We start from the raw sequence: 24,976 nt of genomic DNA on the forward strand, positions 1-24,976 counted from the left end.
GCGACCACCGGTCGCCCGCCGGCGCCCGGTGGTCGCTGCCGGGCGGACCGGCGGACCGGGCCGGTGGTGCGCCCGCCGTTCAGTCCCGCCGGTGCTTCCCGAGGTCGCGGGGATCGGTGCCGTTGCTGCGCCGACCGGACGACCACTGCCCGGTCACACCGGAGACGCCCGCCGCGCGGCCGGCCTCTCCGACCGGTTCGTCCGGGTCGTCCCCCGGGTCGCCCGCGGTGCCGCGGGAGGACGCCACGGCGCGGCTCGCACGGTAGTCGGCGAGGCCGGTGACGCCGTTCGGGCGCCGGACCGGCTCGTCCTCGTACGGGGCGGGCCCGGCACCGTCCGGGCGCCCGGCCGACGCACTGCGCAGCAGGTCCTGCAGGGCGCTGCGGGCCTCGTCGGCCGAGGTCGGGCCGCCGTCGCGGTAGCGGTCGGCGGCCGACGGTGCCCGGAACAGGTCGTCTCCCCCGGGCCCGGGATCCACGGTGGGTCGGTCGGCGGACTCGCCGGGGTGGATGCCGTTGACCCGGCCGTCCCGGTCGTAGCCGCCGGGCCGGGCGCCGTGCTCGGCTGCGTAGCCGCCGGACTCGGCGCCGTAGTGGCCGCCGGACTCGGCTCCGTAGCCGTCGGACCCGTAGCCGCCGGACCCGTAGCCGCCGGACCCGTAGCCGCCGGACCCGCGGCTGCCGGGCTCGGCCCCGCCTGACTCGTGACCGCCGGACCCGGCACTCCCGCCCGGATAGCCGCCGGTGTCGTAGCCGCCGGTCCGGTGGTCCCCGTTCACCCGGCCACCGGACCGCCGCTCCGTGGACCGGGCAGCTTCGTCCCGGTGCGGCGCGTTCCCGTTCGATCGCGCCCGGGCGGTGGTCCCGTACCGGGTCTCCCCCGGCTCTCTCAGACCAGATCCGGACCGCTCGTCCCCGGACGTCGCGCTGGGCGCGGTCCCGGACCGGCGGCGACCGGTCCCGGCGTCCAGCGCGGCCGAGGCCAGGATGTCGGCGACCGACATCCCGCCGCCGGTGCCCTCGCCGTGTCGCCCGGAGCGGCGGGTCGCGGCGATCTCCGCCGACATCCAGCCCTCGTCGGCGCCACCTGCCGGATCGCCGTCCCGGCGACGGCCGGTCGTGCGTTCCGGCCGGTCCGCGGCATCCGGACGTTCGTGTCGTTCGCGGCGCGGCAGCGCGGGCGGCGGTTCGGGGGTCCGGTCGAGCGTCGCCTCCATCAGCGGGACGTCGGACAGGGGGATGTCCTCGATCGCCAGCGCGGGACGCGGGCCGTTCCCGGGCCGGCCGTTCCCGGGCCGGCCGTTCCCGGCCCGGTCGGTCCCCGGCCGTTCGGTCCCGGCCCGGTCGTCGGGCTCGGTGCCGTCGCGACCGGCGAGCAGCTCGGCTGCCTCGACCCGGTCCCCAGGGTCGCGGTCCTCGGACCGGCGACGCCGGGTTCGCCGACCGGCGTCCGGGTCGGCGGCCGGTGGGATGTCCGACGCACCCGCGCCGAAGGGCGGTGTGTCGTCCCCCGACCGGCCGGGGCGACCGGCGCCGTCACCGAGGTCGGCGTGCTCGGCCCGGTCGCTCCGGTCGGCCAGATCGCCCCGGTCGGCCCAGTCGCTCCGATCGGCGCGTTCGCTCCGGTCGGCCCAGTCGCTCCGATCGGCCCAGTCGCTCCGATCGGCGCGTTCGCTCCGGTCGGCCCGGTCACTCCGGTCGGCGCGTTCGCTCCGCTCGGCCCGGTCACTCCGGTCGGCCCGGTCAGCGCGGTCGCTCCGGTCCGCGCGCCGGTTGCGGTCGGCGCGCTCGCTGCGGGCCTGCTCCTCCCGGGCGGCCTCCGCCTCGGCCAGCAGGTCCGCCACCGACAGCGAGGTCACCGCCGGGTCGCGGCGGACCGGAGGCTCCGGCGCCGGCTCCGGCGCCCGGTCACGCAGTGACGGCTCCGGGGTGCGAACCGGCTCCGCAGCACGCGCGGGCTCACGAACCGGCTCCGCGACGCGAGCGGACTCCCGGGCCGATTCCGCGGCGCGAACCGGCTCACGGGCCGATTCCGCGGCGCGAGCGGACTCCCGGGCCGGTTCCGGGGCGTGCGCCGGGCGCGGCGCGTGGATCGGCCCCCGGGGGGCCTCGGCCGCGGAGGCGGGCACCCGGCCGGCCCCGGTCGCCGGACCGGTCCGCCGGCGCGGCGGGGCGGCCTGCTCGCGGTCGTCGCGCACCGGGGCGCCGCGGGCCGGCTCCGCCGACCGGGTGCGCCGGTCGGGCCTGCCGTAGCGGCCGGTCGCCGGCTGGGCGAGGGCGTCCGGCTCGTCGAGGTCCTGGGGACCTGCGGCGATCGTGGTGCGCTCGGCGGGTGCCTCCGGCGGGATCGGCCGGGCGAGGGCCGTCCGCTCGGCGGCGGTCTCGTCGGGGACCGCCGAGGCCGCGGCGGGACGCCGGCCCACCATCGGCAGGGCCCGGGTCTCCGACTCCGGTGCGGGACCGTCGGGGCGCCGCAGCGGCGCGGACACCGGCCCGCCGGCCGGGCCGCGACGGGCCGCGGCGGGCGCGGGGCGCGCGTCCTCGCGCTGCGGGGCGGCGCCCGGCCGCGGCGTCGCACCGGTGTCCGGGCGCGGCGTCGCACCGGTCGCGGGTGCCTTCGTGGCCCCCGACTCCCCGGCGGGCCGGGGCACCGACACCGTGATGCTCGGCTTCTGCGGCGCGACGTCGGGCTGCTCCTCGCGCATGTGCTCGGGCAGCTCGAGCGGCAGCACCGTCCGCGGCGGGTACGGCGACTTCCCGCGCACGACGATGATCCCGCGCAGCACCCGGCGGAGCTCGACGTCCAGCGCCTCGACGGTCTCCAGCGCCGCCGTCGCGACGCCGTAGACCATCCAGCGCGGCCCGTCGCAGCCGACGAACACCGACGCGGCGTTCTCGGTGCGGGCGTGCAGCTCGCGACCCCAGTCGCCGCGCGTGGTGCGGATCCGCGCGCCGCCGTTGCGCAGCGACTGCTCGATCTCGGCCGACAGGTCGGCCCACAACCCCGACGAGCGGGGTGCGGCGAGCGCGCTGACCGCGATCCGGCCCTCGGGCAGCAGCAGGTGGACGGCCTGCGGGCGCTCGGCGCCCGCCGGTTCGAGCTTCAGCTCGGCGCCGTAGGGCACCGGGACGTGGATCGCCCCGAGATCGACGCGGGCGAGCGCGTCGGTCATCGACGGGTCGAGCTCCTCGACGTCGGCCGGGCCGAGCGGGCGGCCGCCGCTGCCGGGCGGCGGCACCGACAGCGGGGCGTCGCCGACGCCGTACTCGTCGTCGTCGTACTGGTCGTCGCCGTACTGATCGTCGTCGTACTGGTCGTCGCCGTACTGGTCGTCGCCGTACTGGTCGGCCTCGTCCCGCTCGTCGTACCCGTCGTCACCGTCGTCGCGGTACGCCGCGGCGCCGGATCCGGCGCGGCCCCACCCGGGATCGTCGGGGTCGCCGCCGTCGAAGCCCTGCGGGGTGCGGTCGCGGGCGTAGGCCGGCTCGTCGCCCTCGCTGCGGTGGCTGAGCAGCGGGGGCTCGGACCGGTCCCAGCGGCCGTCCGGAGCGACCCGCTCGTCGCGCTCCTCGGGGGTGGCGCTGCGGAACCGGCCGGAGGCGTCGCGGCGGACCTGCGGGACCGCCGCGGTGGCCGAGGCGCCGTCCGGCGCCGGGGGCCTGCGCCCCGTGCCGTTGCGGTCCGTGCCGTTGCGGCCCCCGCCGTTGCGGCCGGCGCCGTCGGTCGCCCGGGGCTGCCCGCCGGGACCGGCGGCCCCGCGCGGGCCGCCGGGGCCCCGCCCGGGGACGTCACCCGGCGCACCGTTCCGACCGGCCGGCCCACCGGCACCGTCGGCCGGCCCGGCTGCACGTCCGGACGGCCGCGCGGCACGGCCGTCCGGCCCAGCTGCACGCCCGTCCGGCCCAGCTGCACGCCCGTTGGGCCCGCCGACCGGCCCGCCCGCCCGGCCGGCCGGCCCGGCCGGACGACCGGTGCGGGCGGCGTCGGCTCCCGCGTAGTGGTCGGCGTAGTCGTCGTAGGGCGCGACGTCGGAGTCGTCGCCGTAGCCCGGGTAGCCGGGGTAGGTCCCGGTCCCGGTGTCCTCGACCCCGTGCTCGGGCTGGATGTCGAACATCCGCCCCCGTGTACGTCCGGGCATCAGTGGGTGCCTCCAGCGGGTCCGAGCGCGGCAGTGCCTCCGGTGGAGCCGTGGCCCGCGACGCCACGCGCGGACTCCGGCAGGGCCGGGACCTCGACGAACCGTGCGGTCTCGATCCGCTGCACGACGAGCTGCGCGATCCGGTCGCCCCGGCGCAGCGTGACCGGCTCGGCCGGGTCGAGGTTGACCAGGCAGACCTTGATCTCGCCGCGGTAGCCGGCGTCGACGGTGCCGGGCGCGTTGACGATCGACAGCCCGCACCGGGCCGCCAGCCCGGACCGGGGGTGCACGAACCCGGCGAAGCCCGCGGGCAGTGCGATCGCGACGCCGGTGCCGACCAGCGCGCGTTCGCCGGGCGCGAGCACCAGGTCCTCGGTGGTCACCAGGTCGGCCCCGGCGTCCCCCGGCCGCGCATAGGCGGGTGGCGGGACGTCGGGGTCGAGCCGGGTCAGCAACACGTCGACAGACGGTGCGACCAGCGGCTCGTCCGGGGGAGCGGGCGCGGAACCGGGCACGGCGGGCGACGCTACCCTGGGAACCGTGAGCGATCGGCTTCCGGAGAGCGACTCTGCGACGTCCGGCCCCACTGCGTTCGACGAGCGGTTGTCCGTCCCGGTGTGGTGGTACCTGCTGGCGTTGGGTCTCGGCAGCCTCATGGGCGCCCAGATCCACATGGGCTATCCGGGCCTGCGGGCCTGGATCGGCTACGCCACGATGATCCCGCTGTGCATCGGCGTCCTGTGGTGGATGGGGCGCAGCCGCACCACGGTGCGTGACGGCAGGCTCGTGTCGAACGGGCGGGAGCTGCTGCTGTCGCAGGTCGGCGTCACCGACACGGTGCAACCGAAGGACAAGCAGCAGGCGATGGGTCCGGACCTCGATCCGACGGCCTACGTCCTGCACCGGGCCTGGGTCGGCCCGCTGGTGCGGGTGGAGGTCACCGATCCGGCCGTCGACGAGCCGTACTGGGTGCTGAGCACCCGCCGCCCGGAGGAGCTGCGGTCGGCGATCGCGGCGCAGGCACCGCATCCGCAGGCCCCCTGACGGATCCCGGTACCGGCCCCGCAGACGCGGACGGGCCCCGGCGGAGTTCCGCCGGGGCCCGTCCGATGTCGGTGGAAGGTCAGGCCGCGCAGTCGCGGCAGAGGAACTGCCCGCCCGAGGAGCTGGCCAGCCGGCTGCGGTGGTGCACCAGGAAGCAGCTGGCACAGGTGAACTCGTCCGCCTGCTTGGGCAGCACGTTCACCGTCAGCTCCTCGCCGGACAGATCCGCGCCCGGGAGCTCGTAGCTCTCCGCGGTGTCGGTCTCCTCGACGTCGACGACCGCGGACTGCGCCTCGTTGCGGCGCTGCTTGAGCTCGTCGAGCGAGTCCTCGGCCATCTCATCGGCCTCGTTGCGACGCGGAGCGTCGTAGTCGGTCGCCATGGGTCTCACCCTTGCCATTCACGTCGTGCTGCCCACTCCGGCCCGGTGAGCAGCAGGTCCTTCGCCTTGGTTCAGTCGTCGCGTGCCGCAGGGGAACGTCGCGGCGAGCAGGTTTGTGCCCGGCAGCGGTAGTGACGCCGGTCTCACTCCGCCGACGGTTCGGCAGTGATCGACTCGAGTCCGTCCGGAGGAACCGGTCCGCCACCGGCGGGCGGCAGGGTAGCCCAGCGCCCGGCGGGCGTCGCGAGGGGTGTCCCACCGGCGACCGCGAGAGTACGCCGCCGGCCACGCCAGGGTGTCGTGGCGGCCGCCCCGCCGTCGTCGCGACTAGGGTCGGTCGGCGTGACGACGAGTGCCCGCACGCCCACCCCCGGTGCCGATCCCGCCGCGGTCGGCGGGTGGCTCGCCACCGTCCTCGACGACGAGCGGTGGACCACCGCGCGGCTGGCGCCGATCGGTGCGGGCCGCTCGAACCTCACCTACCGGGTCGACTCCCCCGCCGGGTCCGTGGTGCTGCGCCGCCCGCCGGTCGGCGACGTCGCCGCCACGGCCCACGACATGGGCCGCGAGCAGCGGGTCATCGCCGCGCTCGCCGGCACCGCGGTGCCGGTGCCCGCGGTGCTCGCCACCTACCCCGGCCCGGACGACGCGGCCGGGCACGACGGCCCGGCCGGGCCGACCGACGCGCCGTGCTTCGTGATGGAGCTCGTCGACGGCGTCGTGCCGCTGGCCGACCTGCCGGACGGCTGGGCGACGACCGGGGACGACCGGCGGCGGATCGGGGAGACCCTGGTCGACGTCTTGGCCGCCCTGCACGCCGTCGACCCGGCGGAGGTCGGGCTGGCCGACTTCGGCCGCCCCGAGGGCTTCATGGAGCGCCAGATCCGGCGTTGGGGCAAGCAGTGGGCGGCCGCCCGTGACGGCGCCGACCCGATCCCGGTCGACGAGGCGGTGGAGACCGATCTCACCCGGCTCGCCGAGCGGCTCGCCGCCGACGTCCCCGCCACCCAGCGGCACACGATCGTGCACGGCGACTACCGGCTGGACAACTGCGTGTTCGACGCCGCCGATCCGGGCCGGATCCGGGCCGTCCTGGACTGGGAGATGTCGACCCTCGGCGATCCGCTCGCCGACGTGGGCCTGCTGCTCGTCTACTGGAAGCAGGCCGGCGACACCGGGATCTGGGCGGACGCCCAGCCGCTGCCCGGGCCGACCACCCTGCCCGGCTTCCCGACCCGCCGGGAGCTGGTCGACGGCTACGCCGCCCGGACCGGCCTCGATCCCGCGCCGCTGCCCTGGTACGTCGCGTTCGGCGCGTTCAAGCTGGCCGTGGTGCTCGCCGGGATCCTGGCCCGGGTCCGCGCCGGGTCGGTGCCCGCGCAGATGGCCGACGGGCTGGACGGCTCGGTCGGGCCGCTCGTCGCGCTCGGCCATCACGTGCTGGACGGGGGCGGGTTCTGATGTTCCCGGACACGTCCCGCCACGAGCGGCCCTACGAGCGCCGGCGCAGCAGGCCGATCATCCTCACCGCCGCGGCGCTGGCCGTGCTCGCCGTCGCCACCTGGACGGTGGTGCTCGGCACCGCGTCGGACGGGCCGTCGTCGACCGACTGCCCGGCCCCCGCCGCCGGCGCGCTGCCCGGCACCGAGCTGGACCGCAGCGAGCTGGCCGGGGTCTCCCCCGCCGCCCCGCGCGACGTCCGGTTCCAGGTGCTCAACGCCGGCGGACAGCGCGGCCAGGCGAACCTGGTCTCCGCGCAGCTCAAGGACCTGGAGTTCGGCGAGGCGACCGCGCCGGGCAACGACCCGGCGTTCCCGGACGGCGACCTGGGCTGCATCGGGCAGATGCGGTTCGGCGCGGACGGCGAGCCGGCCGCGGCCACCCTGGCGCTCGCCCTGCCGTGCGTCGAGCTGATCCGCGACGACCGCCCGGGCGCCGTCGTCGACGTCGTGGTCGGCACCGCCTTCACCGACGTCGCACCCGGCCGCGCCGCCCGCGACGTGCTGGACCAGCTGTCGTCGCCGGGGGTCGAGGGCGGCCCGCGGGCCGACGAGGGGCTGCTGGCCCAGGCCCGCGACGGGGTCTGCTGACCGCCGGGACTCAGACCTGCGCGGCGCCGCTGCGGCGGGCCAGCCCGGCCAGCTCGTGGGCGATCCCCGGGGCGGCGGCCAGGGTGACGTCGTCGCCCAGTCCCCCGATCGTCCCGCCCGCGTCGGCCGGGTCGGACATGCCCGGCGGGACGGCGATGTGCAGCACCGCGCCCGCCTCGCGGGCGATCAGCGCGCCGGCCGCCCAGTCCCACCAGTTGCAGCCGTGCTCGAGGTAGCCGTCCAGCCAGCCGGCCGCGACCGCGCACAGGTCGAGCGCCGCCGCGCCGGCCCGGCGCACGTCGCGCACCTCGGGCAGCATCGCGGCGACCATCCGCGCCTGGCGGGCGCGGCGCTCGGCCCGGTAGGCGAAGCCGGTGCCGATCAGCGCCTGGCCGATCTCGGTGGTCGCCGCCACCGCCAGCGGCCGCCCGTCGCAGGTCGCGCCGAGCCCCCGGCCGGCCGACCAGAGCCGTCCCGCGGCGGGCTCGGCGACCGCGCCCGCGACGGTCGCACCGCCGTCGACCGCGGCGATCGAGATCGCGTACCAGGGCAATCCGTACAGGTAGTTGACGGTGCCGTCGATCGGGTCGACCACCCAGCGGGCGGTGGCCGCGTCACCCGCGCCCTCCTCCCCGTACACCGGCTCGCCCGGGCGCAGCTGCGCCAGCCGGTCCCGGACGAACCGCTCCACCGAGGCGTCGGACGCGGTCACGACGTCGGTCGGGGACGACTTGGTGGACACCGCACCGGCTGCCCCGGCACCGCTCGCGTCCCGCGGGGCGGGCAGGCCGCGCAGGTGCTCAGCGGCCTCCGCCGCGACCTGCTCGGCGACGGCGCGGAGGGTGGCGGGATCGCTGGTCTCGTGCGGGCTCACGGCCCCATCCGACCACGCGCGGGACCACCCGGACGCGCGGGGCGGCGTGAGGTGCGTCCCGTCCCGCGGTGCGCAGTTACAATGGAACGCGCACCCCGTCTCCGGGACGCGCGGCGACCACCATCGACGCCGGCGACCGAGGCGGTGCCAGGACAGAACATTCCGACCGATCCGTGATCCCGCCGCCCGGCGGACATCCCGGCGATCCGGTCGCGTAACGACTCCAGCGCACGTAGCGAGAGGGCCCAGGTGGCAGCCGCAGACTCCGCAGCACGCAGCGACTCGACCGTCGAACCGACGTCGGGTCCCGCATCCCGCAGCCGCCGTACGTCCGGTGCGGCCGCGTCCACCACCACGGCGAACAGCACCGTCAAGAAGGCGGCCACGCGTACCCGCAAGACCGCGGCTCCGAAGACCGGTCCGAAGAAGGCGGCCCCGAAGAAGGGGACCGACCCGGCGACGGACGGCGAGGGCGTCGAGCTCGACGAGGCCGCGGTCGACCTCGAGGACGGCGAGATCGAGGCCGAGGACATCGAGGCCGACATCGCCGAGGCGGCGGCCGACGAGACCGACACCGCCGACGAGCCGGACGAGGACGACGACTCCGACGACGAGACCAACACCGGCAAGAACCGGGTGGCGCCGACCACCCGGGCGTCGCAGCAGAAGTCGGCCGACTTCGTCTGGGACGAGGAGGAGTCCGAGGCGCTGCGCCAGGCGCGCAAGGACGCGGAGCTCACCGCCTCCGCCGACTCCGTCCGGGCCTACCTCAAGCAGATCGGCAAGGTGGCGCTGCTCAACGCCGAGGAGGAGGTCGAGCTCGCCAAGCGGATCGAGGCCGGCCTCTACGGCGCGGAGCGGATCCGCAAGCTGTTCGAGTCGAACGAGAAGCTCTCCCCGCAGATGCGGCGCGACCTGCGCTGGATCGTCCGGGACGGCGAGCGCGCCAAGAACCACCTGCTCGAGGCCAACCTGCGACTGGTGGTGTCGCTGGCCAAGCGCTACACCGGCCGCGGCATGGCGTTCCTGGACCTGATCCAGGAGGGCAACCTGGGCCTGATCCGTGCGGTCGAGAAGTTCGACTACACCAAGGGCTACAAGTTCTCGACGTACGCGACGTGGTGGATCCGGCAGGCCATCACCCGCGCGATGGCCGACCAGGCCCGCACCATCCGCATCCCGGTGCACATGGTGGAGGTCATCAACAAGCTCGGCCGCATACAGCGTGAGCTGCTCCAGGATCTCGGGCGCGAGCCCACTCCCGAGGAGCTCGCCAAGGAGATGGACATCACCCCGGAGAAGGTGCTGGAGATCCAGCAGTACGCCCGGGAGCCCATCTCGCTGGACCAGACCATCGGTGACGAGGGCGACTCGCAGCTCGGTGACTTCATCGAGGACTCCGAGGCCGTGGTGGCCGTGGACGCGGTCTCCTTCACCCTGCTGCAGGACCAGCTCCAGTCGGTGCTCGCGACGCTGTCCGAGCGCGAGGCGGGTGTGGTCCGGCTGCGGTTCGGCCTGACCGACGGTCAGCCGCGCACGCTCGACGAGATCGGCCAGGTCTACGGCGTGACCCGCGAGCGGATCCGCCAGATCGAGTCGAAGACGATGTCGAAGCTGCGCCACCCGTCGCGGTCCCAGGTGCTGCGGGACTACCTGGACTGATCCGACGACTCCGGTCGACGAGTGCCCCGGTCGCGATGCGACCGGGGCACTCGTGTGTGTCGGGTCCTCGGGGCACAGTGCTGACTAGGCTGCGGGCAGGCAGCTACGGCGGGAGAGGGGTCGGGACGGCTCGTGCGGATCTTGCATCTGACGTTGCGCAACTGGCGGACGTTCAAGAATCTCGACATCCCGGTCGGCCCGCGGCTGATCGTGATCGGGTCCAACGCCTCCGGCAAGTCCAACCTCCTCGACTCGATCCGGTTCCTGCGTGATCTGGCCGCCCCCGGCGGGGGGCTGCAGGACGCCGTCCGGACACGTGGTGGGCTCAGCCGGCTGCGCTGCCTGTTCGCCCGCAACAATCACCACGGCTGGGTCGGCGTGAGCGCCGTCATCGGCGGCGACGACGACGGCGAACCCTGGACGTACTCGGTGTCCTTCCGGAGCGAGCCGCGTGGGCTGCACCGTGCCGTCGTCGCGCAGGAGATCGTCAAGCACGGCGACCGTGTGGTCCTGAACAGGCCGGACACCGAGGACGACGCCGATCCCGAACGTCTGACGCAGACCGCGCTGGAGCAGATCTCGGCGAACAAGGAGTTCCGGACGGTCGCGGACTTCTTCGCCGAGACCCGCTACCTCCATCTCGTGCCACAGGTCATCCGCGACGCCAGTCGCTCCGGCGACGCGAACGACGATCCGTTCGGGGGCGACTTCATCGCACGGATGAACAAGGTCGCCCCGAGGACCCGCGACGCGTGGCTCCGCCAGATCACGGCCGCTCTCCAGCTGGCGGTACCCCAGTTCTCGTCGTTGGAGGTCACGGTCGACTCCACCGGCCGGCCACATCTGGAGACCCGCTACACGAACTGGCGCACGACCGGTGCGCGTCAGGACGAACGCGATCTCAGCGACGGCACCCTCCGACTCATCGGTGTGTTGTGGTCGCTGGTCGAGGTCGGCCGCAAGGGCGCCCCGATCCTGCTGGAGGAGCCGGAGCTGTCGCTGCACCCTGCGGTCATCCGGATGCTCCCGACCGTGCTGGCGCGGGCCCAGCGGAGCACCTCGGCCCAGATCCTGCTCACCACGCACAGCCCGGAGTTGTTGCAGGACGAGGGGATCCGTCCGGACGAGGTGCTGATCCTGACGCCCACCGCCGACGGGACCGAGGGACTCGTCCTCTCCGACGACGAACGGTCCGTCACGCTGGTCGACGAGGGGATGTCGGTCGCTGAGGTGGCGCTCCCGCTGACCGAGCCGCCCGGTGTCGCCGGGCTCGCGCAGGTTTCCCTGGGCCGGCGGTGATCGGGCTGGTCGTCGAGGGTGTCACCGACCTGGCGGTCGCGGAGACGATCCTGCGTTCCCGTGATCTCGACGTCGACCCCCGGCGAGTGGTCGTGACCGGCGGCAAGGGCCGTTTCGACGCACGCATCCAGGTCTACAACCGGGCAGCCCTACACGGAGCGTGGTTCGCACTGCGCGATCTGGACCGCGAGGCAGGCGGCTGCCCGGTCAGGCTCCGTGAGCGTCTACTCGCGCGCGAGCGCCAGTCGGGCAGCCTCGCGTTCCGCATTGTGGTCCGGAGCGTGGACGCGTAGCTGCTCGCCGACCGCGAGGCGTTCGCCGCCTACTACGCGGTGTCCCTCGCACGCGTTCCACCGGATCCGGAAGCACTCGAGCATCCGAAGGATGCGCTCACGACGTGCTGCCGGGCGTCGCGGAGCCGCACCGTGCGGTCCGGAATGGTGCCGCCGCCCGGTGTGGCGTCCGGACCCGGACCGGAGTACGCCTCCCTCGTGGCGGAGTACTGCCGCACCGCATGGCGGCCCGAGGTCGCGGCGGAGCGGGCCCCCAGCCTCCGGCGCACGCTGGACGAGATCGACCGGCTCGTCCGGGCCGGAACCTGGTAGCGCACCCCTGATGTCCGTCCACATCGGACCCCGAAAACCGGCGGCGCCGGCCGCTCCGCAGGGCTAGCGTCGATCACGGACCGGCGCCGGAGATCCCGCGCCCACACGGTCCGGTCCCCGGGGGGTGTCTGGTGCGCGCGCTGACGTGGCGTCGGCTCGGTGGGCCCGCCTCCGCCGTCGCGGTGGGCACCGCCGTGGTCGCGGCGGCGGCGGAGGCGATCGCCGCGACCGTCGTCGGACGGGTCGCCGCGGGCCCGACCGGCACCCTGGTCATGCTGCTCGCCGCGCTGCTGCTGGGTGCGGCCGTGCTGGACACGATCGGGCGCGTGCTGTTCGCCGGGGTCGTCGGCCGCGCCGAGGGCCGGCTGCGGGCCGACCTGCTGGACTCCGCGTTCGCCCAGACCCTCCCCCGGCTCGAGGACCAGGCGGTCGGCGAGCTGCTCGACCGGGTCGACGACGACGCCCGCCAGCTCGCCCAGCTGATCCGCGGGATCGGCTGGGAGACCGGGCGGGCGCTGATCCGCTCGGTGCTGGCCTGGATCGCCGCCGGGCTCGTGTTCTGGCCGGCCTGGATCGCGTTCCCGCTGGTCGCGGCGCTGGTCGTGCTGGTGGTCCGGCCGCTGACACCTCGGCTGGCGCGCTGCAAGGTCGCCGAGGAGACCGCCTGGTCCGATCACTCGGCGCAGCTGGAGGAGGCGATCGCCGGGCAGGACGACGTCCGCACCTCACTCGGGCAGCCGCACGTCGTGCGCGGTTACGCGGCGCGGGCCGCCGCGGTGATCGCGCGGGTGCACGCCACCTGTGTCGCCGCCACCCAGGTCGGGCTGCGCGCCGGGTTCGTCGCGCACGCCCTGCTCGGCGCGGTCGCGCTCGGCGGGGTGTGGCTCGTCGCGGGCGATCCGGGCGGGATCGCCGCGCTGGTCACGTTGTGGATCCTGGTGACCGCCTTCGTCTCCCAGGTGGACGCGGTCGTCGACCGGATGCCCGACATCCAGGCCGGCATCGGCGCGCTGACCCGGGTCCGCTCGCTGCTGCTCGCCGAGCGGGAGCCGGACGGCGGCCTGCCGCTCCCCGACGGCCCGGTCGGCGTGCAGCTGCGCGGCCTCACCGCCGGGTACGACGGCGGGTTCCGGCTCGCCGGGATCGACCTGGACGTCCCCGCCGGGACGACCTGCGCGCTCGTCGGGCGCACCGGATCCGGGAAGTCGACGGTGGCCAAGGTGCTGTCCCGGGCGATCGAGCCGCCGCCCGGGCAGGTCCTGATCGGCGGGCGGGACGTCCGCACGATCGCCCTCGACGACCTGCGCCGCGGGATCGGCGTCGTCACCCAGCGCACCGAGATCCTGGCGACGACGCTGGCCGGGAACATCGCGCTGCTCGATCCCGCGGTGTCCCGGGACGCGGTGCGGGCCGCGGTGTCGGCGCTCGGCCTGGACGGCTGGGTGGACGCGCTGCCCGACGGGCTGGACACCCGGCTGGGCAGCGGCGGGATCACGCTGTCCGCGGGTGAGCAGCAGCTCGTGGCGTTCGCCCGGCTGCTGGTGCGCGACGTCGCCGTCGTCGTGCTGGACGAGGCGACCGCCCGGATGGACCCGCGGACCGAGGAGCGGGTGACCGGCGCGGCGCAGGCGCTGCTGGCCGACCGGACCGGGATCGTCGTCGCGCACCGGCTCTCGACGATCCGGCGGGCCGACACGGTCGCCGTGCTGGATGACGGCCGGCTGGTCGAGCACGGCGACCGGGCGCAGCTGGCCGCCGGGACCGGGCACTACGCCGAGCTGCTCGCCTCCACCGGCGACCTCGACGGGCCGCAGGCCGGCCCGGCCGAACGGTCCGGGCCGGCGGGGGACGGCCTGCCGCACCGGTCGGCCCGCCGCCCGGTGCCCGCAGCCGCGCCGTTCCCGGCCCCGAAGCTGTGGCGGACGACGCTGCGGCTGGCGTTCGTGCACCCGCGCTGGGGGCTCCTCGGCGGGCTCATGTTCACCATCGCCACACTGGCCGGCGCGACAGGCGTCGTCACCGGCTGGTTGTGGGGGCAGGTCGCCGCCGCCCTGCAGGGCGGCGGGACGCCGTGGGGCCCGGCGGTCGTCCTCACCGGGGTGCTGCTGCTGTTCCCGGTGTGGATCGCGGTCGCGTTCCGCACCTACCCGCGCTGGTGGACGGCGACCACCCTGCGGCTGCGGCTGGCGGTGCTGCGCGGCCAGACCATGCAGCACCGCGGCGGCCGCGCGCCGGCCGGCGAGGTGGTGGCGCGCGCCCTCGACTCGGACCGGATGGTGCTCTACGTCGACCGCTGGGTGGACGTCGTGAACTCGGTGATCGTCGTGGTGGTGGCCGGGCTGGTCGCCGGCGACGTCCGGGTGGCCGCGGTGATCGGGGCGTTCCTGCTGCTGTGTGCCGGGATCGCCGCGGTCGGTGCGCCGTTCGCCGGGCGGGCCGGGCGGGCCGCGGCGGACGCCCGCGCGCGGTTCGGCACCTCGCTCGGCTCGGCGCTCGACGCGGCCCGCACCGTGAAGCTGGCCGCCGCCACCGGCGTGGTGGCGCGTCACCTCGGGGAGGTCGACGCCCACCGCGTGCAGGCGACCGTGCGGGAGTACCGGGTCCGGGTGCTGCTGGAGGGCGTCCCGGGTGTGCTGATGCAGTCGGCCGTCGTGCTGACCTGGGCCATGTACCTGACCGGGCGCTGGGACCTCGCGATCGCGCTGCTGGTGTCCACGACGCTGAACGGCGCCGGGTTCCTCGGCCAGGTCTGCGCGGCCGCGGTCACCGAGGCACCGATCGCCCGGCGCTGGCTGCGCGCGATCGCGCCGTTCACCGGGCCCACCGACCCGACCCGGCTCCCGGCAGGCGTCGACATCGTCGCCGGGACGGCGCCGGAGCCGCCGCCGGTGCCGCGCGAGCCGCTGCACCGGCTGACCCTGGAGAAGGTCACCGCGGTGCACGACGACGGCACCGTCGGGGTGGAGGGCGTCGATCTCGACGTCGACGCGGGCGAGCTGGTGCTGGTCACCGGCCAGGTCGGGTCCGGGAAGTCCAGCCTGCTCGCGGGCCTGGCCGGGCTGGTCGGGCACGAGGGCGTCATCCGGTGGAACGGGAACGCGATCGACGATCCGCAGCGGTTCCTGCGGCCCGGTCAGGTCGCGTTCGTGGGCCAGGTGCCGCGGGTGCTGTCCGGCACCTTCGACGACAACATCGCGCTCTCCCACCGGCGGCCGGTCGCCACCGCCGTGGACGACGCCCGGCTGGCCCGCGACGTCACGGCGGCGGGCGGCCCGGACGCCGTCGTCGGGCATCGGGGCATCCGGCTCTCCGGTGGCCAGGTGCAGCGGATCGCGATGGCCAGGGCGCTGGCCACCGGGGCCGAGCTGATCGTCGCCGACGACGTGTCGTCGGCGCTGGACGTCCGCACCGAGATCGAGCTGTGGGCGGCGCTGCGCCGGCGGGGCAGCACCGTCGTCGGGGCCAGCACCAAGCGGGCCGCACTGGCCCGGGCCGATCGGGTGGTCGTGCTGGACCGGGGCCGGGTCGCCGACGAGGGACCGTGGGACGAGCTGTCGGCGCGCTGGTCGCACCTGGCCGGCTGAGGTCCGGGCGTCAGCCGAAGCCGATCCGGGTGCCGTCGGGCGCGACCGCCCACCGGCCGGTCGGGCCCGGGACGGACGGTGCGGTGGTCACGGCGCACACCGTAACCACCGCACCGGGAGCGGCTCAGGCCGAGCGGAGGTGCTGGTCGGCGGCCACCGGCGCGCCGGAGGCGGGCCAGCCGACGCTCGGGTCGTGGCCGCGGAAGTTCGACAGCCACCAGCCCCAGTCCTCGGGGACCAGCGAGAACGGGTCCGGGTGGCCGAGCTCGCGGGCCGCCCAGACCGGCCAGTGCGCGTTGGCGAGCGCGGGTCGGCCCAGCATCACCAGGTCGATCTTCTCGTCCCGGACGGCGCGGTCGGCGTTCTCCGGGATGCCGAGGTTCCAGCTGACCGTCACCGGGATGTCCACCTCGCGGCGGACGCGGGCGCCGCGCTCCACCCAGGCAGAGACGTTCGGGAAGAACGGATCGGTCATGTCGTCGGTGTTGCCGCCGAACGACAGGTCGGCCAGGTCCAGGCCGTGCTCCTTGAGCCAGCCCACCACCTGCACCGACTCGTCGAACGTGACGCCGTCGGGGTGGTAGTCGTCCGAGCCGAGCCGGGCGGTGAGCGGGTACTCCTCCGGCCACACCTCGCGGACCGCGTCCATCGCCTCGAGCAGGAACCGGGCCCGGTTCTCCAGCGATCCGCCGTACCGGTCCTCGCGCCGGTTCGCCAGCGGCGAGTAGAAGCTCGCGGCCAGGTAGCCGTGCGCGAAGTGCATCTCCAGCCACTGGTAGCCGGCGTCGAGCGCACGCCGGGCGGCGTCGGCGTACTGCCGGTGCAGTGTGGCGATCTCGTCGGTGCTGAGCGCGTGCACCGGGAACGGCCGCTTGCCGAAGCCGTACGGCACGTCGGACGGGCCGACGCACTGCCAGCCCTCCGGGTGGTCCGGCGGCAGCTGGCGGCCCAGCTCGTTCGCCACCCACGGCTTGAGCTCGCTGCCGTTGCGGCCGGTGTGCCCGAGCTGGATGCCCGCGACGCCGCCCATGTTCCGGATCATCGCGGTGACCCGGGCGTGGCCCTCGATCTGGTCGTCGTCGTAGATCCCGGCGCAGTGCACCGTCGTGCGGCCCTCCGGCGCGATCGCCACCTGCTCGGGGAACACCAGGCCGAACCCGCCGGCCGCCCGGGCGCCCAGGTACATCAGGTGGAAGTCGTCCATCCGGCCGTCGACCGAGCGGTACATCGTCATCGGCGACATCGCGATGCGATTGCGCAGGGTCACGCCCTTGAGCGTGTAGGGGGTGAACAGGTCGGGCACGGTGGGCTCCTCGCGGTCGGGGGTGCGACCACGATGGCGCCGGTGCGTCACCGGTGGATGTCGCGGCGGATCGATCCCGTGAACAGGACCTCACGATGTGGGCCGGGCCACCGTGAGGTCGATCTTGGCCGGGATCTCAGCCGCAGTGGTTCTCGTGGGCGACGTGCGCGTCGTGCTCCACCTGCAGCGTCGAGTGCTCCAGCCCGAAGCGCTCCCGCAGTGCGTGCGAGGCCCGGTCCAGCACCGATCCGGTACCGCAGTGCAGCTCGATCTCCTCGTCCACCACCAGGTGCGCCGACATCGCCGGGGTCCGGTCGTTGATCGCCCACAGGTGCAGGTCGTGCACGTCCCGGACGCCGGAGACGGCGAGCAGCTCGGTGCGCACCGCGGCCACGTCGATCCCCTTCGGTGCGCCCTCCAGCAGCACGTGCGACGCCTCGCGCAGCAGCCCCACCGCCCGCGGCAGGATCAGCGCGACGATGAACAGCGACGCGACCGTGTCCGCGTACGGCCATCCGGTGGTCATCAGCAGGACCGCGGCGGCGAGCACGCCGACCGAGCCCAGCGCGTCGCCCAGGACGTGCAGCATGGCGCCGCGCATGTTCATGTTGCCGCGGTCGCCGCCGGACAGGACGACCAGCGCCGCGATGTTGCCGAGCAGGCCGAGCGCGCCGATCACCAGCAGCGGCAGGCCCGGGATCTCCACCGGCTCGAAGATCCGCTGGACGCCCTCGACCGCCACCCAGACGACGACCGCGACCAGGGTCAGCGCGTTCAGCGCCGCGACCAGCACCTCGGCCCGGCCCATGCCGTAGGTGCGCCGGTCGGTCGCCGGCCGGGCGGCCAGGACGGACGCGACCAGGGCCGCGAACAGCGCACCGGCGTCGGTGAGCAGGTGGCCGAGATCGGCGAGCAGCGCGAGCGAGCCGGTGAGCACGGCACCGACGGCGCCGAGCACCGCGGTGCACAGCGTGATGGCGAGTGCGATCCCGAGCCGCCGCCGGTCCGCGCCGCCGTGCCCGTGGCCTCCGTGTCCGTGCCCCATGCCCGCAGCTTACTCATGCATGTATTCGCATGTCTAAACGGATGGAGCTCCGGCCGGGGGCCGGCTCCGGGGTGCGCCTCGACCCCCGGCGCTCCTCTCGCACCCCCAGCACCTCGGCGCACCGGGTGGAACGGGTGCGGGCCGGTGCAGGGGGTGCGACGACGCGGCCCGCCGCCGGACGCCGCGGTGAGCGAGGAGTCTGTCCACAGTCTCGTTCCGAAGTGGACGCCGGCGGCGGGTTGTCCACAGTCGGACGGAGTAGTCCCTGGTCAGCAGGGGTGTCGCAGCGCATGGTGGCGGTCATGAGCATCTCACTCCCCGGTCCCAATCCGGTGTGCTGCGGCGCAGCGAGCTCCTCGCCGACGGTCTGAGCTCCGGCGAGATCGAGCGGCTGCGGCGCGCGGGCCGGATCCTGCGACTCCGCCGGGGCCGGTACCGGGATCCCGCCGACGGCCCTGTCACCCCCGAGGCGGCGCACGCGCTCGCCGCACGGACGGCCGTCGGCGACATGGCGGCGGACGCGGTCTTCGGTCACGTCACCGCGGCCGTGCTGCTCGGCCTGCCGGTGTGGTCGGTCCCGCTCCGGCGCGTGCACATCATCCGGGCGCGCGGCGGTGGCGGCCGGATCCGGCCCGCGCTGCACGTCCACCCGGCACGGCTGCCCGCGGAGGACGTCGTGGAACTCGGCGCCCTCCGGCTGACCTCGCCCGCGCGGACCGTCGCCGACCTGGCGCGGACCCTCCCGGAGGACCGGGCACTAGTGATCGCCGACGGCGCGCTGGGCCTCGCCGGGAGCTCCGCCGACGACGGGGTCCCTCGGCCGGGAGCGACCACCCGCAGCGAGATCGCCGCCGTGCTGGACCGGCAGCCCCGGTCCCGGGGGCGATCGGCGGCGGCCCGGGTGGTGGACTTCGCCGACGGCCGCTCGGGCAGCCCCGGCGAGTCGCTCAGCAGGCTCGGGATGCGCCGGGCCGGGCTTCCGGCCCCGATCCTGCAGTATCCGGTCCCCGGCACGTCCTACCGCTGCGATTTCGGCTGGCCGGATCACGGGATCGTGGGCGAGTTCGACGGCCGGGGGAAGTACGGGCGTCTCGTCGGACCGGACGCCGACCCGGAGACCGCCGGCCGACTCGTCTGGCGGGAGAAGCGCCGGGAGGACCGGATCCGCGCGACCGGGCTGATCGTCGTCCGGTGGACGTGGCCCGACATCGGGGCGCCGGGACAACACGGCATGGTGGGCCTCCTGCACGAGGCACTCCGATGACATCGCACCGCCCGCGCGACGCCGCACCGCTCTGCACGGGTGCGGCGCCGGAGTGGGGGTGCGGCAACGGTGGGGAGGGGTGCGACGGCAGGCCGGGGTGCGGCAGGACTGCCGGGTGCGGCCGGCATGCCGCCTCACGGCACCGCGGGCTCCCCCGCCTCGATGACCAGCTCGCCGTCCTCGGCGCCGACCCGGACGGTCCGGCCGGGCCCGATCCGGCCGTCGAGCAGCATCGCCGACAGCGGGTTGTCCAGCTCGCGGCGGATCGTCCGGCGCAGCGGCCGGGCACCGAAGTCGGGCTGATAGCCGTGCTCGGTGAGCAGGCGGACCGCGTCGTCCCCGACCTCCAGGCCGATCTCCTTGCGGGCCAGCCGGTCCCGGGTGTCGTCGAGGAGCAGCCGGGTGATGTGCGCCAGCTGCTCGGTGTCCAGCCGCCGGAACACGACGGTCTCGTCGATCCGGTTCAGGAACTCCGGCCGGAACACCTCGCGCAGCCGCGGCATCAACCGGTCGGCGAGCACCGCGTCCTCCCGCTCGGCCGGTGTGGCCTCCTGGGCCGCCGCGGAGCCGAAGCCGAGTGTCATGCCGTGCCCGGTGATCAGCTCGGAGCCGACGTTCGACGTCATGACGACGACGGTGTGCCGGAAGTCGACGGTCCGGCCCTGGCCGTCGGTGAGCCTGCCGTCGTCGAGCACCTGGAGCAGGGTGTTGAAGACGTCCGGGTGCGCCTTCTCGATCTCGTCGAGCAGCAGCACCGAGTACGGGCGCCTGCGGACGGCCTCGGTCAGCTCGCCGGACTCCCCGTACCCCACGTAACCGGGTGGGGACCCGACCATCCGGGCCACGGTGTGCTTCTCGCCGTACTCGCTCATGTCGAGCCGGACCATCCGGTCCTCGTCGCCGAACAGGGCCTCGGCGAGCGCACGCGCCAGCTCGGTCTTCCCGACCCCGGTCGGGCCGAGGAACAGGAAGCTGCCGACCGGGCGGTCCTCGTCCCCGAGCCCGGAGCGCGACCGGCGGATCGCCTCGGCGACCGCGGTCACCGCCGGATCCTGCCCGACGACGCGCCGGTGCAGCTCGTGCTCCAGCCTCAGCAGCCGGTCCCGCTCGGCCTCGGTCAGCTGGGTGACCGGGATCCCGGTCGACCGCGACACCACCTCGGCGATCTCGTCGACGCCGACGGTCGGCGCCTTCCCACCCGGATCCGCCGGATCGGCGGCGAGCCGGGCCCGGGCCTCGGTGATCTCGTCGCGCAGCTGGGAGGCCCGCTCGTAGTCCTCGTGCGCGACGGCCTGGTCCTTGTCCCGGGTCAGCTGCTCGATCCGCTGTTCGATCTCCCGGTGGTCGACGGTCGGGGTGCGGGTGCGCAGCCGCACCCGGGCCCCCGCCTGGTCGAGCAGATCGATCGCCTTGTCCGGCAGGAACCGCTCGGTGACGTAGCGGTCGGACAGCTCGACCGCTGCCCGCAGCGCATCCGGGGTGTACCGGACCTGGTGGTGTGCCTCGTAGCGGTCGGCCAGGCCACGCAGGATCGACACGGTGTCCTCGACCGACGGCTCCGGCACCAGGACGGGCTGGAACCGCCGGGCCAGCGCGGAGTCGGACTCGATGTGGCTGCGGTACTCGTCGAGCGTCGTCGCGCCGATCACGTGCAGCTCGCCGCGGGCCAGCGCGGGCTTGAGGAGGTTGCCGGCGTCCATCGCGCCGCCCTCGCCGCCACCGGTGCCGGCGCCGACCATCGTGTGCAGCTCGTCGATGAACACGATCAGGTCGTGCGAGTGCTCGCGGATCTCCTCGATCAGCGTGCGCATCCGCTCCTCGAAGTCGCCGCGGTACTTGGTCCCCGCGACGACGCCCGCCAGGTCGAGCTGCACGACGCGGCGGGCGCGCAGGGTGTCGGGCACCTCGCCGTCGGCGATCCGCTGCGCGATGCCCTCGACGACGGCGGTCTTGCCGACGCCCGCCTCGCCGATCAGCACCGGATTGTTCTTGGTGCGGCGGGAGAGCACCTCGACGGTCTGCTCGATCTCGTCGTCCCGCCCGACGACCGGGTCCAGCCGGCCGCCGCGGGCGGCGACCGTCAGGTCCTGGCCGTACCGGTCGAGCGTCGGGGTGGCGGAGTCCGGCTGCTCGGGGACCGGTCCGGCCTGCGGGGTCCGGCCGTCGGTCATCGAGCCCGGCGCGAACCGGGAGCGGGCGAGCAGCCGCCCCGCGGCGGACTCCTCGTTGGCCGCCAGTGCGAGCAGCAGGTGCTCCGGGCCGATGTAGGTCGACCCGAGCGAGCGGGAGATCTGGTGCGCGTCGAGCAGGGCCCGCTTCGCCGACGGGGTGAGCGACGGCGGACGCGGATCGGTGCCGTCACCGCGCGGCAGCCGCTCGTCGAGCGTCCGCGCGATCACGTCGGGATCGCCACCGGCCCGGGTGATCCACTGCCGGGTCGTCTCGGTGCGTGCGCAGGCCAGCAGGATGTGGGTGGCGTCCAGGTCGGCGTCGCCACGCCCGGACCGCTGCACGGCCTCCTGTGCCGCGTGGGCCATGATCTCCCTGGCACCGGCGCTCATCAGCCGGTTCAGGTCGATCCGGTGCACCGGTCCACGGGGGTCGCCGGGACCGAAGAAGCCGGTCATCAGTCACCTCTCGTCGGGTTTCGCCGCTGGGAGGCGTTCCCGCCGGTCCGGCGGGTGAAACCCGCGCGGTGCGGCTCAACCGTTGCCGGTGAGGGTGTCTGGGGCCGCGGTTCCGTCGTCCGCGGCGAGCACGTCCGGGGCGACGGTGACACCGTCCGCGGCGAGCACGTCGGAGGCGACGTCGCGGCAGGCCGCCCAGCCGAACTCGACGTCCCGCTCGGCCGGGTAGGTCGTGAGCACCGCGAGTGCACGGTTCTCCCAGGCGAGCACGCAGTTGACGTTCCAGTATCCGGCGCCGTGCCGGGTCCAGCCGTTCTTCTCCGCGACGGCGCCGGGGAGCATGCCGTGGATCCCGGAGCGCCCGTCGGGGGTGATCGAGGCCAGGTCGGTGAGCAGCTCGGACCCGCCCGGCCACTCCTCGGCGCGGTCCCGGACGCAGGCCAGGATCGCGGCCGCGTCCAGGGCGCTGAGCTGGGTGAACGACCACCAGCCGGGTCGCGACGTGGTCACCGACACCCCGCACTCGGCCGCGAGCCGGTCGGTGGTGGCCTCCCGGCCGCCCCGCCGGTAGAGCCGTTCCGCGGCGGAGTTGCTGCTCGCCCGCACGGACGCCGAGATGTCGGCCCGCTCGGCCTCGGTGACCGGGCGCCCTGCCTCGGCCGCGGCGCGCAGGGTGTCCGCGGCCAGCCACGCCTTGATCGTCGACTCGGCCTCGGTGCGGGTGCTGTCGGCGTCGGCGGAGCCGGTCCAGCGGCCGGTGGCGGTGTCGAGCAGCGCCCAGGACAGCTGCAGGCCCTCCTCGTCCTCCCGGGCGACCGGGATCGTGCCCGGCGGAAGGGTGACGGCCTCGCGCGGGGCGATCCCGGCGTCGGCTCCCGGTTCGATCATCGCGAGGAGCAGGTCCCGGGTCGTCCCGTAGAGCAGCGACGCGGCCGACTCCGGCTGCGCGTCCGGTGGCCCGGCGGGCGGCACCGCCGGATCCGCCGCGGCGGTGTCGCCGGCCGGCTCTCCGCCGTCGGCGGCCGGCTCACCGCCCCCGGCGGCCGGGGCGCCGTCCGGCACCGGTGCGACGTCGGCCTGCGGTTCGGGCAGGTACGGCCCGGCCGGGCCGGGTCCGGTCACCGCCGGTCCGGTGCCGGGCGCGCCGGACGACGGTCGCGGCGCGATCGCGACGGCCGACGGGACGGGACCCGGCACGTCGGCCGCGCGGCCCGGGCCGGAGGCGGGGGCCGGGGCGGGCACGGCCGCCTGCGCGGGAGCGGGCGCCGGGCCGGGCGCCGGCTGTTCCGGGTCCGGCGATGCGGCGGCGACCGCGGACGGTCCGGCCGGCGCAGGTCCGGCCGGGGCCGTCCCGGCGCCGAGCGCGGCGGGCGCGGTCACGGCGACGACCGCAACGAGCGCACCGGCCCAGCGGTACAGGCGTCGTCCGGGCACCGCTCCCCCGTCCAGGACCGGCGGGCGACCGACGTCGCGACGGGAACCGGCCCGACCCGATCTTCACCGACCGCGGGCCGTTCCGGACAGGCGCCGTTGAACGTTCACACAGGATTATCAGGATTCACCGGCAGATCCCGGCGAACCGTGACACCCCGGACACGGACCGTCCTCACGGGCGGCGCCGGGCGGCCCGGGGCCGGCCGGGCGGGCGCTCAGGGACGCTCAGGGACAGCCGGTGAGCGTGGACACCGGGCTGACCTCGCCCCGGCGCAGCGCGCGGCGCAGCCGGCGGGCGAAGGTCAGCTGCCGGCGGACCTGCCGCACCGGCTCGATCTGGGTGGCCTCGTGCAGCCGCCGGTGCAGCGGCCCCTGGTCGCCACGCCGGTCGAGCAGCGACCAGGAGAACTCGATCGCGTCGACGCCGTCGAGACGCTGCGGCACGGTCTCGAACCACTGCATGCTGCGCCGGGCCATGTCCTGCACCGGTGCCATCGCGGCGCGGCGGCGCGCGTCGTAGGCGGCCAGCGCGGCCTCGACGTCGGTGACCGGCTCGACCGCGCCGTCCGGGCCGTGCGCCGGGTAGAGCTCCTCGGCGAGCGCGATCGCATCGGCGACGGCGAGCACGGTGCCGGACCCGATCGCGAAGTGCGTGGTGTGCGCGGCGTCGCCGGCGAGGACCACGTTCCCGGAGCGCCACGAGGTGTTGCGGACCTCCCGGAACTCGAGCCAGGGCGAGTCCCCGGCACCGGGCGGCGCGATCAGCGACTCACCGTCCAGCGAGCGGTGGAAGATCCCCTCCAGCATCCGCATGGCCTCGTCGGCGGGCATGGTGTCGAGCCCCAGCCCGCGCCAGGTGTCCGGGGTGCACTCGACGATGCAGGTGCTGACGCAGTCCGCGGCCGGGTAGGCGTGGAACCAGATCCAGCCGGCCCGGGTGTACTCGAAGGTGAAGGTGAACGCGCGGAACGGCTTGGACGTCCCGAACCAGACGTAGCGGTTGGCGCCGTGCGCGATCCGGGTGCCGAAGTCGTGCTCCCGCTCGGTGCGGATCGCGCTGCCGATCCCGTCGGCCGCGACGACGACGTCCGCGTCGGCGGTGAGCGGATCGGCCGCGAGATCGCCGTCGGGCGCGACGGCCGTCTCGAACCGCAGGTCGACGCCGACCTGCCGGGCGCGGGCGGTCAGCACCTCGAGCAGCCGGGCCCGCCCGATCGAGTAGCCGTACCGGCCGCCGAGGTGGACGGTCTCGTCCCCGACCTCGACGACCTGGTCACCCCAGACGTGCGCGGCGGCGCGGACGCCCTCGGCGCCGACCGGGTCGGTCCGGTACAGCTCGTCCAGGATGTCCTCACCGAGGGTCACCGCGAATCCGGACGCGGTACCCGGCGCGGTGCGTTCGGCGACGACGACCTCGTCCCGGCCACCGGAGCGCAGCCGCGCCAGGATGCCGGTGTAGAGGCCGGCCGGGCCACCACCCACGCAGACGATCTTCACGCCAGGTCCCTTCCGTGCCCGCCGGGGAACGGGCTCGGCGTCAGGGTAGGGCAGGAACCGGACACCGGCGCTACGAGGGGTAGCCGGTTCCGGTCCGGACCGTGACGGATCAGGTGACGCGCGGTGTG

General features: G+C 75.4%; 17 protein-coding genes. 8 read left to right on the top strand and 9 right to left on the bottom strand.

Annotated features, from left to right (window positions below):
- Nucleotides 1-79: 79 nt before the first annotated feature.
- Entirely contained in the window at nt 80-4,114 is a 4,035-nt protein-coding gene (locus ACVJO7_RS04420) for a DUF3710 domain-containing protein (RefSeq protein ID WP_491671821.1), read from the bottom strand.
- A gap of 23 nt (nt 4,115-4,137) precedes the next feature.
- Nucleotides 4,138-4,653, bottom strand: coding sequence for a dUTP diphosphatase (dut, locus tag ACVJO7_RS04425; RefSeq protein ID WP_491671822.1), 516 nt, complete (start codon nt 4,651-4,653; stop codon nt 4,138-4,140).
- A 25-nt stretch (nt 4,654-4,678) separates the two neighbouring features.
- Between dut and ACVJO7_RS04430 the strand changes: the two genes are divergently transcribed.
- Entirely contained in the window at nt 4,679-5,182 is a 504-nt protein-coding gene (locus ACVJO7_RS04430; RefSeq protein ID WP_344026317.1) for a DUF3093 domain-containing protein, read from the top strand.
- A 79-nt stretch (nt 5,183-5,261) separates the two neighbouring features.
- Here the strand turns inward: ACVJO7_RS04430 and ACVJO7_RS04435 are convergent, their stop codons facing one another.
- The gene (locus ACVJO7_RS04435; RefSeq protein WP_020626973.1) at nt 5,262-5,564 is read right to left on the bottom strand and encodes a DUF4193 domain-containing protein; all 303 of its coding nucleotides are present in this window, start codon (nt 5,562-5,564) and stop codon (nt 5,262-5,264) included.
- Between the two features lie 342 nt (nt 5,565-5,906).
- Here ACVJO7_RS04435 and ACVJO7_RS04440 point away from each other — a divergent pair, with 342 nt between their 5' ends.
- Together ACVJO7_RS04440 and cei are read left to right on the top strand one after the other, a co-directional pair.
- Entirely contained in the window at nt 5,907-7,025 is a 1,119-nt protein-coding gene (locus ACVJO7_RS04440; protein ID WP_491671823.1) for a phosphotransferase family protein, read from the top strand.
- Nucleotides 7,025-7,654 (top strand): envelope integrity protein Cei, encoded by a 630-nt coding sequence (cei, locus tag ACVJO7_RS04445; protein ID WP_344026325.1) that lies wholly within the window; start codon nt 7,025-7,027, stop codon nt 7,652-7,654. Before ACVJO7_RS04440 ends, cei begins: the two co-directional genes overlap by 1 nt.
- 10 nt (nt 7,655-7,664) lie before the next feature.
- Here cei and ACVJO7_RS04450 read toward each other — a convergent pair whose 3' ends face one another.
- A complete protein-coding gene (locus ACVJO7_RS04450; RefSeq protein WP_491671824.1) occupies nt 7,665-8,528 on the bottom strand; it encodes an inositol monophosphatase family protein in 864 nt (287 codons plus the stop codon).
- Nucleotides 8,529-8,732: 204 nt separating this feature from the next.
- On the opposite strand from ACVJO7_RS04450, the gene ACVJO7_RS04455 reads away from it, so the two are divergent.
- From ACVJO7_RS04455 to ACVJO7_RS04470, 4 genes are all read left to right on the top strand, one after another.
- Nucleotides 8,733-10,190 (top strand): RNA polymerase sigma factor, encoded by a 1,458-nt coding sequence (locus ACVJO7_RS04455; RefSeq protein ID WP_344026377.1) that lies wholly within the window; start codon nt 8,733-8,735, stop codon nt 10,188-10,190.
- Nucleotides 10,191-10,322: 132 nt separating this feature from the next.
- Nucleotides 10,323-11,489 carry an AAA family ATPase gene (locus tag ACVJO7_RS04460; RefSeq protein ID WP_491671825.1) on the top strand — a complete coding sequence of 389 codons (1,167 nt, stop codon included), beginning with the start codon at nt 10,323-10,325 and terminating at the stop codon, nt 11,487-11,489.
- Nucleotides 11,486-11,782, top strand: a complete 297-nt coding sequence (locus tag ACVJO7_RS04465; protein WP_491671826.1) for a hypothetical protein — start codon at nt 11,486-11,488, stop codon at nt 11,780-11,782. The genes ACVJO7_RS04460 and ACVJO7_RS04465 overlap by 4 nt, the downstream gene beginning before the upstream one ends.
- A gap of 443 nt (nt 11,783-12,225) precedes the next feature.
- Nucleotides 12,226-15,678, top strand: coding sequence for an ATP-binding cassette domain-containing protein (locus ACVJO7_RS04470; protein WP_491671827.1), 3,453 nt, complete (start codon nt 12,226-12,228; stop codon nt 15,676-15,678).
- 124 nt (nt 15,679-15,802) lie between these two features.
- Here the strand turns inward: ACVJO7_RS04470 and ACVJO7_RS04475 are convergent, their stop codons facing one another.
- Nucleotides 15,803-16,981 (bottom strand): NADH:flavin oxidoreductase/NADH oxidase, encoded by a 1,179-nt coding sequence (locus ACVJO7_RS04475; RefSeq protein ID WP_491671828.1) that lies wholly within the window; start codon nt 16,979-16,981, stop codon nt 15,803-15,805.
- Nucleotides 16,982-17,117: 136 nt separating this feature from the next.
- A complete protein-coding gene (locus tag ACVJO7_RS04480; RefSeq protein ID WP_491671829.1) occupies nt 17,118-18,026 on the bottom strand; it encodes a cation diffusion facilitator family transporter in 909 nt (302 codons plus the stop codon).
- Between the two features lie 334 nt (nt 18,027-18,360).
- Between ACVJO7_RS04480 and ACVJO7_RS04485 the strand changes: the two genes are divergently transcribed.
- On the top strand, nt 18,361-19,290 hold the full coding sequence (locus tag ACVJO7_RS04485; RefSeq protein WP_491671830.1) for a hypothetical protein: 930 nt from the start codon (nt 18,361-18,363) through the stop codon (nt 19,288-19,290).
- Nucleotides 19,291-19,424: 134 nt separating this feature from the next.
- Here ACVJO7_RS04485 and ACVJO7_RS04490 read toward each other — a convergent pair whose 3' ends face one another.
- From ACVJO7_RS04490 to ACVJO7_RS04500, 3 genes are all read right to left on the bottom strand, one after another.
- A complete protein-coding gene (locus tag ACVJO7_RS04490) occupies nt 19,425-21,917 on the bottom strand; it encodes an ATP-dependent Clp protease ATP-binding subunit (RefSeq protein ID WP_491671831.1) in 2,493 nt (830 codons plus the stop codon).
- Nucleotides 21,918-21,992: 75 nt separating this feature from the next.
- Nucleotides 21,993-23,351, bottom strand: coding sequence for a hypothetical protein (locus ACVJO7_RS04495; RefSeq protein WP_491671832.1), 1,359 nt, complete (start codon nt 23,349-23,351; stop codon nt 21,993-21,995).
- Between the two features lie 225 nt (nt 23,352-23,576).
- Nucleotides 23,577-24,848 (bottom strand): FAD-dependent monooxygenase, encoded by a 1,272-nt coding sequence (locus ACVJO7_RS04500; RefSeq protein ID WP_491671833.1) that lies wholly within the window; start codon nt 24,846-24,848, stop codon nt 23,577-23,579.
- Nucleotides 24,849-24,976 lie beyond the last annotated feature (128 nt).

The organism is Pseudonocardia sp. DxW (genome assembly GCF_058448985.1).

Coding starts and splice junctions, on each gene's coding strand:
- ACVJO7_RS04435 (WP_020626973.1), bottom strand. CDS start 5,564: ATGGCGACCGACTACGACGCTCCGCGTCGCAACGAGGCCGATGAGATG.
- ACVJO7_RS04490 (WP_491671831.1), bottom strand. CDS start 21,917: ATGACCGGCTTCTTCGGTCCCGGCGACCCCCGTGGACCGGTGCACCGG.
- ACVJO7_RS04480 (WP_491671829.1), bottom strand. CDS start 18,026: ATGGGGCACGGACACGGAGGCCACGGGCACGGCGGCGCGGACCGGCGG.
- ACVJO7_RS04420 (WP_491671821.1), bottom strand. CDS start 4,114: ATGTTCGACATCCAGCCCGAGCACGGGGTCGAGGACACCGGGACCGGG.
- cei (WP_344026325.1), top strand. CDS start 7,025: ATGTTCCCGGACACGTCCCGCCACGAGCGGCCCTACGAGCGCCGGCGC.